The 13137-nt window shown below is 44.4% G+C and carries 7 protein-coding genes and 1 pseudogene; 7 read left to right on the top strand and 1 reads right to left on the bottom strand.

What is annotated here, in order from left to right; genetic code table 11:
• Positions 1-5 precede the first annotated feature (5 nt).
• Together NMU02_RS04615 and NMU02_RS04610 are read left to right on the top strand one after the other, a co-directional pair.
• Positions 6-497, top strand: coding sequence for a GNAT family N-acetyltransferase (locus tag NMU02_RS04615; protein ID WP_255026103.1), 492 nt, complete (start codon positions 6-8; stop codon positions 495-497).
• 591 nt (positions 498-1088) lie between these two features.
• Complete coding sequence (locus NMU02_RS04610) at positions 1089-4529, top strand: discoidin domain-containing protein (protein ID WP_255026102.1); 3441 nt, start codon at positions 1089-1091, stop codon at positions 4527-4529.
• A 224-nt stretch (positions 4530-4753) separates the two neighbouring features.
• Here NMU02_RS04610 and pulA read toward each other — a convergent pair whose 3' ends face one another.
• Positions 4754-6721 (bottom strand): type I pullulanase, encoded by a 1968-nt coding sequence (gene pulA / locus NMU02_RS04605; protein WP_255026101.1) that lies wholly within the window; start codon positions 6719-6721, stop codon positions 4754-4756.
• A 458-nt stretch (positions 6722-7179) separates the two neighbouring features.
• Between pulA and NMU02_RS04600 the strand changes: the two genes are divergently transcribed.
• From NMU02_RS04600 to mobV, 5 genes and pseudogenes are all read left to right on the top strand, one after another.
• On the top strand, positions 7180-8400 hold the full coding sequence (locus NMU02_RS04600; protein WP_255026100.1) for a site-specific integrase: 1221 nt from the start codon (positions 7180-7182) through the stop codon (positions 8398-8400).
• A 12-nt stretch (positions 8401-8412) separates the two neighbouring features.
• The gene (locus tag NMU02_RS04595; RefSeq protein WP_013617184.1) at positions 8413-8796 is read left to right on the top strand and encodes a hypothetical protein; all 384 of its coding nucleotides are present in this window, start codon (positions 8413-8415) and stop codon (positions 8794-8796) included.
• Between the two features lie 268 nt (positions 8797-9064).
• Positions 9065-10306, top strand: a complete 1242-nt coding sequence (locus tag NMU02_RS04590; protein WP_007855986.1) for a primase-helicase family protein — start codon at positions 9065-9067, stop codon at positions 10304-10306.
• A gap of 251 nt (positions 10307-10557) precedes the next feature.
• Positions 10558-11529: pseudogene (locus NMU02_RS04585) on the top strand (toprim domain-containing protein).
• Positions 11530-11795: 266 nt separating this feature from the next.
• Complete coding sequence (mobV, locus tag NMU02_RS04580; protein ID WP_255026098.1) at positions 11796-13103, top strand: MobV family relaxase; 1308 nt, start codon at positions 11796-11798, stop codon at positions 13101-13103.
• Positions 13104-13137 lie beyond the last annotated feature (34 nt).

Raw genomic sequence — 13137 nt, 5'->3', positions numbered from 1 at the left:
TTACGATGGAAAATAAAAAATACGAATACCGGAGAGCGAAAATCGCAGATATACCTGAACTAAAGAATTTATACCAAGAAACCTTACACACGATAAACCGAGCGAATTATACTGCTGAAGAAATAGAAGATTGGGCTTCGTGCGGAGAAGATATCGAACACTTGCAAGAATTGATCGACGGATTTTATTTTATCGTTACACTCGATGCAAAAAAACAGATCACAGGATTTGCAGCGGTGTCGGAAACCGGATTCCTGCATTCGCTTTTCGTACATAAAGACCATCAACGGGAAGGTGTGGCGAGTTTTCTATTACAAAAAGCCGAAATGTATGCCCGGGAACACAAAGCACAAAAAATGACTTCGGAAGTATGCATCACTGCCCGACCTTTTTTCGAGAGAAAAGGATATGTCGTCATAAAGGAGCAGAAACGTAAAGCAAACCGTTTGTATCTGACCAATTACCAAATGGAAAAAATTATATCCGGTACATTATGACTGCCGCATTTTAGGCTATAAAAAGCGGAACAACTCCCGGAAAACGAAACCGATATATCCACTACTCGACAACGAACGAGGATAATCGGTCGAAAAAGATTTACATCCGTCCCGGGAGGGGTACGGCTATAAATAATGCAGAATACCTAAATATCACGTTTAAAACATTTGAGAACCCGAAATGATAAAGAAAAACTTTAAATAAATTGTTTGGTAGTTCTGAAGAAAAAAATTACTTTTGCCTAATAACCTTAAAGACACTATTGAATATGAGAAAACTATTTTTTTAATTTTTTCCCGTTTTTCCATCATCCTTATGCTACCTACCCAAACGAAATAAAGATAATCGAATTAAATCTTCGAAAACAAAAAAGCCGTCCTACTATCAGAAACGGCAGGGACTTTTCTTTTTTCATTACGATCGGGCTAAGGAATATAACTAAGGTAAGCCCGGTTTTATACAATGGCTGAACTTTATCCTATTTTTCGATAAAAAGGTTATCGTAAGTTATTTTTGAAAATCGAGCCAAAACTAACGGACAGAATCGAAAACCGGAATATTATAGTTAACAAATATAAATAAATCTAATTATGAATTCATCAAAAATTACGCTACTTTCATTTCTTTTAGTCGCGTTGCCCCTGAAAGCGGCAGCAGATGAAGTTCTCTACCAGACCAAATCTTATAGCCTGGAACCGACGAAAGTCGTTGAAGGCAAATTTCAAGGAAGTGCCGAATCGGCCACCAAAATCGTGAGTACTTATAGGAGTACGAGTTCTAAAGACGACAACCATAAGTACACCTGGACAGTGAAAAACGATTTGTCGGTTTACCCCGAATACTCCAGCCCAAACCTGATTGAAGAAGCGCTCTACAACCTGGGGCTCGACGAGATGGTAAATAATATCGAGTCGGACCAAACTTTGAGAACCGGTGAATCGTGGGGAGGTGTATGGACCCGTGATGTAAGTTACAGTATATACCTGTCGATATCTCATTTACTGAAAGTGCCCACCAAAAACAGCCTGTTACGAAAAGTAGATACCAAAAGAGGACGTATTATACAAGATACCGGAACGGGAGGATCGTGGCCGGTATCGACCGACCGTATGGTATGGACTATCGCCGCTTGGGAATACTACAAAGTATATGGTGAAAAAGACTGGTTGGTACAGGTTTACCCGTATATTAAAAACTCGGTGGAAACAGACCGGTTTAACGTATACGACGAAAAAACAGGATTGATGAAAGGCGAATCTTCTTTTATCGACTGGCGCGAACAAAGCTATCCGCGATGGATGCAACCAGCCGATATCGCCGAATCGAAATGTCTCGGAACCAATGCCGTACATTACGAGACTCTGGTGATCTTAAGCAAAATGGCTGAAATATTAGGGAAAGAAGAAGATAAAATAAACTATGCGGAAAAAGCGGAATCGATAAAAAAAGCGATTAACAAATATTTGTGGCTCGAGGATGAAGGTTATTACGCACAATACCTGTATGGACGTAATAACGATATTGTTTCGGAACGCAGCGAAACATTAGGCGAGGCATTGTGTATTTTATTCGATATCGCTTCTCCCGAGCAACAAAAAAGAATTATCGCCCAAATGCCCGTAACCGATTACGGCCCCAATATTTTTTACCCGAGCATACCTACCCAGTTTTCGTATCACAATAATGCCGTATGGCCCTTCGTTACTTCGTATTGGATGCTGGCGGCGGCAAAAGTCGGAAATCAGGAAGGAGTAAAACACGCCATCGGCAGTACTTACCGGGCAGCCGCCCTTTTCGCTACGAATAAAGAAAATTTTACGGCGGAAACCGGTGACTGGACAGGAACCCATACCAACTCGAACAATATGTTATGGAGTCTGGCCGGAAACTTGTCGGTCGTACACAGAGTTCTTTTCGGGATGAGTTATGAAACCGACAAAATGATATTTACTCCTATTGTCCCTGAAAGTTTCGCAGGAACAAGAAAACTGAATAACGTTAAATACAGAAACGCTACCCTGAGTATAGAAATCTCGGGATACGGCGATGTAATTAAATCTTTTCTGCTGGATGGCAAAGAAACCTCTCCCGAAATTCCGGCAACGTTGACCGGAGAACACACCATAAAAATAGAGTTGAACAATACGTTTAAAAACAGTGATCACCCGATTAACCTCACCGATTTTAAAAACTCTCTGGCCGAACCGATCGCTTATTTCAGGGGCAATAAAATGTCTTGGGGCGGTGTAGAAGGAGCCACCAACTATATCGTACTGAAAGACGGTAAAGAAATTGCGAGACAACCCGATACGGTTTTCACAGCGATTGTTTCGGGAGCCTATCAGGTAATTGCAATTTGCGAAGACGACCTTTTATCGTCGCTGGCCAGCGAACCGGTGGTAAAACGTCCCGGACAGATACAAATCGTTGAAACCGGCGGATTACGCCTGGGCAAAAACGAAATAAAAGACCTGACAGGAAAAATTGTTTCCGGCTCTACCTATACTACAAATATTACAATAGCCGAAGCTGGTGATTATGCCCTCGACTGGTTATATTCTAACGGAGCGGAAGGTATACTGAATGATAATAAATGCGGTATACGAACAATGTATGTAGATGGTAAAAAAGTAGGCATATCTATTTTCCCTCACCGGGGTAAAGACGAATGGGTTGCCAACGGATGGAGTAACTCGGCTCTTGTTCATTTAACAGCCGGTACTCATAAAATCGAACTTAAATTCCTTGAAAACGAAAACGGAAACATGAACTGGGATTTTAACGACGCCATTATTTACCAACTCAGAATAACGTCACTGGCTTCTAAAAATCTGCCAAACGAAAAAGAATATAACCTGATCAGCACATCAAGAGCCGACGGTATTGGAAAACGTATCGTTAACATACACTCCTCGAGCGGTTTTAATAACAATACCGAGAATATATACAAACTACTTATCGGCGCGGAAAACGTGAAGGGCGACGGCGATAAATGGTATGCAGACAATACGGAATCTCCCTGGGTCGTATTCTCTCTCAGCGATATTTACAAAATAGATAAAATAGAATGGAGAGATTGTAACTGGTACGAAATAAAACACGATGTAATAAACAGCGGCGAATACTGGATATATGTAAGTACGACAGGAACAAACCCTGCTGATTGGCAATTAGTCGCTCATGAAGATAACGTGATACATCAGAGTATAAAAAGTAAAGTTTTCGATACACCCGTAGAAGCCAGATATGTGAAATTCGCCCTGAAACCCGGAGGTAAGGACAAAAAGAAAATTCGTATTTACGGTTTCGATATTTACGGAGAATTATCGCAAACAATAGACCGGAACGGTATTGTAAGTATCGGTAAAACCGTACTCGATTGCAGTGGTTACAGCAGTGACCGGGAAACTCCCGCAAACCTGTTGGACGGACTCGTAAGTAATAATTGGAATACTACGAAGACAACAAGCGGATCTCACTGGGTGACCGTCGACTTGGAAAATGAATACGAAATCAATCGTTTTCAGATAAGAGACAGTTCTCCTTATATTACCGGATATAACGTGTATGTAAGCAACGAAGAACTGAGTGGAGATGATGCTAAATGGATTCCGGTAGTAGAAAATGCGACCTTTAGCAAAACTCAAATGAATAAACAGGTAAATCTCGACGAGCCGGTAAAAGCCCGTTACGTAAAATTAGAAATTCCCAGATCGAAACTTGCAGGAAATGCAGTTAATATTAAAGAATTCGAAGTTTATAAAACTCAGGGAGAAACCGCTATTGAAGATGTGACGGATAATAAATTACCGTTGTTTTATCCTAATCCGGTAAGCAAAAACGATCGTCTTTTCGTGTCTTTATCAGGAGACCTGAAAATATTTTCGATGCAAGGTCTTCTGATTCAAAAGCAACAGGTAAACGGTGGACAAGCGATCTCTCTATCGGATCTTACCGCCGGAGTATATGTTCTGGCTCTTACCGACGAGGAAGGAAATACGAAATCTTCGAGAATCGTCGTCACGGAATAATTTACATAAGTATTAACAAAGCTCCCCTTGAAAGCCTGCTTTCAAGGGGAGCTTTGTTTTACGAAAATACGAACTGTTGCCTTGGGATAACAAGGATGCTACCGTTTAAGTGAGCCCCCTGTTATGTTAAGTAATAACGAAAGATGACAAGCAAGTGGACTCTGGATAACATGAGGTGATGCCATCAAGGAAGTCAACGATAGGACACAAAGTAGCAGGCATCTTTATTGTCTGTAAACGATAAGAGCCGATGAAGGAGCAATAGAAACATTTCCACCCGGCATATGGTCCTGACCCTCTAAATAGATATTCCCATCGCGACCAACAACAATCCAGTCCTGTTCGGGAATTGTAATTTCGGCCTGATGCCGATTACCGTTATAAGCGACCAATATTTCTTTCCATTCGTCGCCATTGGCGTATTCACCCAGTGTATAAGCTATGACTCCCGAATCGCCAGTATCTAAAAAATGAAGCCATTGCCGCAATCCGTCGACCGTTGGAATACGAAATGCAGGATGCCTTTTACGAAGAATAATAAGATTTTTGATATAATCGAACAGATCGCGGTTTTTCATCTTTAACGACCAGTCGATTTGGTTGATAGAATCGGGAGAACGGAAACTGTTTGATATCCCCTGCTTATCTTGCATAACTTCTTCACCCCCGCGAATAAAAGGTATACCCTGCGACGTTAACAAAACCGTATGTATCAATTTGTCAATCGAGAACAGCTCGTCTGCAACGTGATCTCCTTCTACTGATAGTTTTAATTTATCGACAAGACTATACCCATCGTGACATGAAACAAAATTTACCGATTGCGAAGGAGCTGCCGCATAAGGCCCACTACTATAAAGCAATCCGTCATAATTTACCTGTGGATGACCGGTACCGCCTACAATTCCGAATTTAACAGGTTCATAATTACCATTAATATTTCCAGAAGCGTAACCCGGGTGTTTTTCATCGAAATTGCTGCCTCGTAAGCCATCCCGAAAATCATCACTGAAAACGGCAATACCTTCCATCTTGCCGACATTTTCTTTTACCGCCCGTTGTTCGGGAGGCAACGGAGAATCGGCAGCAAGCCAGCCTTCTCCATAAATGAATATAGTAGGATCGATTTTCAGCAGTTCTTCGCGAAGCCGGTTCATCGTTTCGATATCGTGAATTCCCATAAGATCGAAACGGAAACCGTCGATATGGTATTCTTTCGCCCAATATTTAACCGACTCTATAATATAGCGGCGTACCATTTCACGTTCGGAAGCCGTTTCGTTTCCGCAACCCGAAGCATCGGAATAAGAGCCATCGTCATTTTGGCGATAAAAATACCCCGGAACCGTAAGATTAAAATTAGAATGTTCGGTAGAGGCCGTATGGTTATACACTACGTCGAGAACGACACGCAAGCCATTGTCGTGTAGACTTTTCACCATTTGCTTGAATTCCCGAATACGTACCGCCGGGTTGGCGGGATCGGTAGAATAGCTACCGTCGGGTACATTATAATTTTTAGGGTCGTATCCCCAATTATAAGTATTATCTTCGAGCCGGGTTTCGTCTACCGTCGCAAAATCGAACGAAGGCAAAATATGAATATGCGTTACTCCGAGTTCTTTTAAATGATCGATACCAGTGGCCTCCCCATCGGGAGATTTAGTACCGGTCTCGGTAAGGGCGAGAAATTTTCCTTTATTTTGGATACCCGAATCGGGGGCGATACTGAAATCACGATGATGTAACTCATACAAAATAATGTCGGAATACATTTTAAGTTCGGGTTTGCTATCCGACTCCCATCCTTCGGGATTTGTCTCATTCCAGTCGATTATAGCGGCACGGTCGCCATTGATACCCACTGCTTTTGCCCATATTCCTGGAGTCTCGGCAAGCCATTTTCCCTCTTTCTCGATCTGAAAGGTATAAAATTTCCCTATCAAGTTGCGGTCTATTTCGGTACGCCAAGTACCGTCGTCGGCCTTATTCATTTCGATCTGTTCTTCCGGCTCTCCCCCCTCGCCCGACGAATAAAGATTAAGACGTACCCGGTTTGCTGTTGGCGCCCATATAGTAAAAATAGATTTTTCGGGGGTGTAAGACAATTCGAGGTCATCTCCGTAATAGACCGGATACTTGTCATAGGAGTCTAATTGCTCAGCAGCAGGATGATTTTTTACTTTTTCCATGATATAAATCATATTAATGAATACAAAAATAACACTGAAATGAACGAATGATCATTATCCGGTCATTTGGGTACAAAACAAAATAAGATGTATAAAAATCGACGTAAAAAGAGAAAATAAGAAATTAAAAAGAAGATTTAAGAATTCTTTTATGTTACAGCCTCCGCACGAAACGTAAATGTACAGATTTATATAAAATCTCTGGAATAACCTCGAAAAACGGGTGAAATGACGCTAAACGACTTAATATCAGAGTTGTTACGGTGTCAAATGATGACAAGCCGAAAAAGCGGAAAACGCAAAGAAAAGCGGATTTAAGAAGAAGAATGGTTTGCAAATCATTACCCGTGAAAGAGTAAGATTTAACATATGGGAGATGCTATTGCACCGTTTGTCACCGATTTGCATATCAAGGTCTAACTCGTTGATATTTAACTTTGCAAACAAAAAAAACGAGTATGGCAAGAAGTACATTCAAAGTGCTGTTCTACGTGAACGGCAGCAAGGAGAAAGACGGTATTGTCCCCATCATGGGACGAGTGACAATCAACGGTACTGTGGCGCAGTTCAGCTGCAAGCAGACCATCCCGAAAACCCTTTGGGATGCGAAAGGCAACCGAGCCAAAGGCAAGAGTGCCGAAGCACGGAACGTCAATCTGGCATTGGACAACATCAAGGCGCAAATCATCAAGCACTATCAGCGCATATCCGACCGAGAGGCATACGTAACGGCTGAAATGGTGCGCAATGCCTACCAAGGGGTAGGAAGCGAGTATGAGACACTGATAAAGGCTTTTGACAAGGATTGCGCCAACTTCCTGAAACGTGTCGGTAAAGACCGCAGCATCGGCACGTACAAGGTCATGGTAAGGGCAAGGAACTATGTCGCAGCCTTTATCAATTCATTCTACAGACGGACGGACATGTCCATGCTGGAACTTACACCCGACTTCATCAAGGAGTTTGCGGCTTATCTTACGGCTGAACGGGGACTGAAAAACGCCACCATCTGGCTGAACTGCATGTGGCTGAAAGGGGTGGTCATGCGTGCGCACTATAACGGACTGATACCGAGAAATCCGTTTGCGCAGTTCCATATCAGCCCGAATGTTAAGGAACGGGAGTATCTGACAGAGGACGAAATCAAAAGAATCATGGCGCACGAGTTTGACAACCCCACCCTCGCATTGGTGCGGGATCTGTTTATTTTCGCCTGTTTCACCGCCTTGTCTTTCGTGGATATGAAAGAACTCACAACGGATGAAATAGTGGAGGTGAATGGTGAGAAATGGATATTGTCGAAACGGCACAAGACAAATGTCCCGTTCCAAGTGAAGCTGCTGGATATTCCCTTGCAGATAATCGAACGGTACAAGTATCTGTCGGAAGACAAGCTGGTTTTCGGGAAAATCAACTATTGGACGATGTGCAAACAGCTGAAAAAGGTAATGGCGGAATGCGGAATAGAGAAGCAAATCTCCTACCATTGCGCTCGTCATACGTTTGGAACACTGGCTCTTAGCAAGGGGATGCCCATTGAAAGCGTGAGCCGTGTTCTGGGACACACGAACATTGTCACGACTCAAATCTATGCGAAGATAACCACGCAGAAACTTGACAATGACCTGACGATGTTCGGCAACAAGCTGAACGCATCGTTCGGAAGTGTAACCCCATAACCAAGCATAGCCATGAAACGAAGCATCATAACAACAGACGGTAACGGCAACATCATCATGCCGACCGACATTAGCGCAACCGCCATGAGCGAATGGGAACTTTGCGACCTGTTCGGAGTAACCGCCCCGACATTCCGTGCAGGGCTGAAGGCTCTTTGCAAGAGCGGAGTTTTAAGGGAATACGGGATAAGGCGAAGCATACGGGTATCCGATAATTGCTGTATGGAGGTTTACAACCTTGAAGCGATAGTTACCCTCGCTTTCCATATCGGCACATTCGGAGCGGAACGGGTACGCAATGCCGTTCTTGAAATACTGTACCTGCGAAAAGAGAAAACAAGCATCTTCTTCTCGCTGAATACCAACGGTATATCCAAATCCGAATACTTCTCGTAGCTGAATGCCTGACATAATTCACTCGGTAAGTCAGTAATTCATTAAGTCAGTACGACAGACGCTCTGATTTTTTCTCCCGAAAAGCGTAATCCGACATTCGCTTTTCGGGAGTTTTCCGTTTGCACAACCCGTTTCCTGTCCCAAACCATTGAAAGTTTTTGTTTCGGGGGCTATTTGTCACCATTCTGCCGTGTTTTGCATAACAACCTATCCGATAATTGATTATATTTTTGCAGCTGGTAATTTTCAAACTTAAAACCATTTGATTATGTCAGCTATCGAACAACAGGACAGCCACAGACCGCCATCGGATGGCGGCATGGCAAAGGAAGAGTTTATCCGAGTGGGGACAACGCTCTATAAGATTGTGGAGCAGCCCAAACTGAACGGAGGGTATATAAGGAAACGCATCGCATGGAACAACGAGACCCTGCGACAGGATTACGGCAAGGATTACATCGGCAGAGTTCCCAAGTATGACGGCTTCTGCACAGTACCCGAACACATCGGCTACCGTTCCGTGGTCGGCAAGTTCCTTAACCTCTACGAACCGATAGACCACCGACCGCAGGAGGGCGATTTATCGCATATCCAATCTTTGGTACGGCACATCTTCGGGGAACAGTACGAGTTGGGGATGGACTATCTGCAACTGCTCTACCTGCAACCAATTCAGAAGTTGCCTATCCTGCTGTTGGTGTCGGAAGAACGCAACACGGGCAAAAGCACCTTCCTGAACTTTCTGAAAGCCCTTTTTCAGAACAATGTGACTTTCAACACCAACGAGGATTTCCGCAGCCAGTTCAATTCCGACTGGGCTGGCAAGCTCCTTATCGTGGTGGATGAGGTGCTGCTCAACCGCAGGGAGGATAGCGAGCGGTTGAAGAACCTCAGCACCACACTTTCCTATAAGGTGGAAGCCAAAGGCAAAGACCGTGATGAGATTGCGTTCTTCGCCAAATTCGTGTTGTGTTCCAACAACGAGCATCTGCCCGTAATCATAGACGCAGGGGAAACACGCTATTGGGTGCGCAAGATAGACCGCTTGCAGTCCGATGATACCGACTTCCTGCAAAAGCTGAAAGCGGAGATACCCGCCTTTCTCCATTTCCTGCAACACAGAAAACTGTCCACCGAAAAGGAAAGCCGGATGTGGTTCAACCCCACATTGCTGCATACAGAAGCCTTGCAGAAGATTATCCGTAGCAACCGCAATCGGCTGGAGATAGAGATGTCGGAACTGCTGCTTGACATTATGGTTGCAATGGATGTGGATAGCGTTTCATTCTGCCTTAACGACCTTGTCGTACTGCTGGTGCACTCGCAGGTAAAGGCGGAAAAGCACCAAGTGCGTAAGGTGGTGCAGGAGTGCTGGAAACTGACACCTGCACCAAACGGGCTTACCTACACCACCTATCAGGGCAATTACAACAGAAGTTGTCACTATGAGCCGATAAAGAGGGTGGGACGCTTCTACACCGTCACAAGGAAGCAACTCGAATCCCTGTAATACTATCATTTTTCTGTTGAATTGTTGAATATGGGTATAAATACACTGACAATAAACGATATACATTCTCAACAAAATCTCAACAAGCCAAAAGAGAAGTTGAGAGACCACCGACACCCGTTTGTGGATTTCTCTTTTGGCGAGCGGTTTGTTGAGAAGATGTTGAGAGGTTACGAGGCTGTATATAAACATATTACATTGACAATTCATCAAATCAACAAATTTTCATCAACTTCAAAACCGTATGTAATATGACAATCCAAGATGTAAAGCAAATCAAACTGGCAGACTATCTGCAAAGTCTGGGCTATACGCCTGTAAAGCAACAAGGCAGGAATCTGTGATACAAATCACCGTTACGGGAAGAAACGGACGCATCGTTCAAGGTAAACACCGAGCTTGAAAGATGGTATGACTTCGGCATCGGCAAAGGCGGAAACATCCTCGCATTGGCAGCGGAACTCTACCGTTCGGAAGATGTAGCCTATCTGTTGAGACGCATAGAGGAGCGGACAGCATACATCCGCCCTGCATCGTTCTCTTTTGGCAGACAGCATTCCGACAATCGTACTTATCAGGGATTAAAGGTTGGAGAATTGTCCTCCCCTGCTCTTATAGCCTATCTGCAAGAAAGGGGAATAAACATCGGACTTGCCAAAAGAGAATGCAGGGAGCTTCGGTTTATGAATGCCGACAAACCCTATTTTGCCATCGGCTTTCCGAACATGGCAGGAGGATATGAAGTGCGCAACAGATACTTCAAGGGATGTGTCGCCCCGAAAGATATCACCCATATCCGACAGCAGGGCGGACAACGATGTATGTGTTACCTGTTCGAGGGGTTCATGGATTACCTTTCATTCCTTACCATCCGAGTAGAAAACAATCCGCAACACCCGCGATTGGACACACAGGACTATATCATATTGAACTCCGTTTCCAATCTTGCAAAAGCGGAAAGCATATTGGAGACCTACACCCAAGTCGGCTGTTTCCTTGACAACGACACGGCAGGACGGAACACTTGCAAGAAGCTGAAAGAGAAGTTTGGGGAACGGCTGCTTGACAAGTCAATGTACTATCGTGAGTATAAGGACTTGAACGACTACCTGTGCGGTAAGCCCTTGTCCCAATCGGCAGAGCCGATAAAGGAGAAGAAGCAAGTCCAATCCGCAAGGCGGATGATGCAGCCACCGAAAAAGAAAGGGGGATTTCATCTGTAATGTGCTCGTCTGCTTTCCGAAAGGTATTTAGACAGAAATACCATAGCTCAATAGGGCGTTTTCTTCACGCATTACTCCGTAACGCTAAAAACACCCTATCGAGCCAAAGGGAAATCCCTTTGGAAACCCTGTGCAAACGAGAGCAGAAGCCAAACTCGTTTGGATTATGCCGAGTGCAGCAAGGGTTCATTTGCATAATAAACCCTGTGAGCCGATGCCACAGGCAGAGAGAAGAAACATAACGATAACCGCAAAATAGAAATAAAATGGGATATTTTTCATTGGACATTAAGAAAGCAAAGGGTACATCGGACACCACGCAGTCCGACCATATAGAGAGAAAGATAATACCTAAAAACGCAGACCCGACAAGGACACATCTGAACAGGGTGCTTGTCGAATACCCCGATGGCGTTCACGGCAGGGATGAAGCGATTGCCCACAGACTGAACACGGCAGGCATCAGACGGAGAATCACACACGACCAAGTCCGTGTCGTTCGGGTGGTTTTGTCGGGTACGCACGAGGACATGATGAACATACAGGAAAAAGGAGAACTCGATGAATGGTGCAACGACAGCATCCAATGGCTGCAAGCCACATTCGGCAAAGACAATGTGGTTGCCGCACATCTGCACATGGACGAGAAGACTCCGCACATCCACGCAGCCGTTGTTCCCATCGTGACGGGTGAAAGGCGCAAAGCCAAGAAAGAGCAAACGGACGGTAAGCGCAAGTACCGCAAGAAAACAAATTCCGTCCGCTTGTGTGCCGATGACCTGTTCAACCGCCAGACCTTGGTCGCCTACCACGACAATTACGCAAGGGTGATGGCGAAATACGGATTGCAGCGTGGGGTACGGGGTTCGGAAGCACGGCACACCACCACCATGCAGTATTATAGGGACTTGAAAAAGAAGAATGAAGTCCTCGAAACTGAAACCAGACTGTTGCAGGAGAAGAAAGCCGAGGCGCAGGAGGAACTGAAGCAGGTGAAAGCGGAAATCCGTACCGACAAGCTCAAAAACGCAGCCACCGATACGGCAACCGCCCTTGCAAGCAGTGTGGGCTCTCTTTTCGGAAGTGGAAAGATGAAATCGTTGGAGCGCAGGAACGAGGATTTGCAAGACCGCATCCTTGAACTTGAAAACGAAGCCCGACAACGGGAACGGCAACAAGCCAAGCAGATACAGGAGATAAGAAACGCTTACGAGCAACAGCACCGCAAGCTGTCGGAGTTTGCGGATTTTGTCAGACGCTACTTTCCATATGTGGAGAAGCTGATGCCTATAATAAACTTCCTGCGTGACCGATTGAAGTTCAATGACGGAATAATCAGAAGACTGTGCGAGTTCAAGGAGGTCGGGATAAAAGGCGAACTCTATTCTTCCGAATTTAACCGAAGTTTTGATACCCGACACTCCGTCTGCTCTATCAAACAGGATGAAAACGGTAAATTCGATTTCAAGATAGACGGGGTTTCTCACGTGAACTGGTTCAGAAAGAAGATGAATGAGTTTAGAGAAGCCATCGGAATACCGAAGCCAAGACAGAATAGAAGTATGAAACTGTAAATCAAAAAAATCCGTGATAGTAGAATGGTATATC

Origin of the sequence: Coprobacter tertius (assembly GCF_024330105.1) — a bacterium.
Lineage (GTDB): Bacteria > Bacteroidota > Bacteroidia > Bacteroidales > Coprobacteraceae > Coprobacter > Coprobacter tertius.
The sequence above is the reverse complement of the archived record's forward strand: the minus strand, read 5'-3'. Positions and strand labels throughout refer to the sequence as shown.

Bases quoted from the DNA above. Each gene is read 5' to 3' on its own strand.
- NMU02_RS04615 (WP_255026103.1), top strand. From the start codon at position 6: ATGGAAAATAAAAAATACGAATACCGGAGAGCGAAAATCGCAGATATA.
- NMU02_RS04610 (WP_255026102.1), top strand. From the start codon at position 1,089: ATGAATTCATCAAAAATTACGCTACTTTCATTTCTTTTAGTCGCGTTG.
- pulA (WP_255026101.1), bottom strand. From the start codon at position 6,721: ATGGAAAAAGTAAAAAATCATCCTGCTGCTGAGCAATTAGACTCCTAT.
- NMU02_RS04600 (WP_255026100.1), top strand. From the start codon at position 7,180: ATGGCAAGAAGTACATTCAAAGTGCTGTTCTACGTGAACGGCAGCAAG.
- NMU02_RS04595 (WP_013617184.1), top strand. From the start codon at position 8,413: ATGAAACGAAGCATCATAACAACAGACGGTAACGGCAACATCATCATG.
- NMU02_RS04590 (WP_007855986.1), top strand. From the start codon at position 9,065: ATGTCAGCTATCGAACAACAGGACAGCCACAGACCGCCATCGGATGGC.
- mobV (WP_255026098.1), top strand. From the start codon at position 11,796: ATGGGATATTTTTCATTGGACATTAAGAAAGCAAAGGGTACATCGGAC.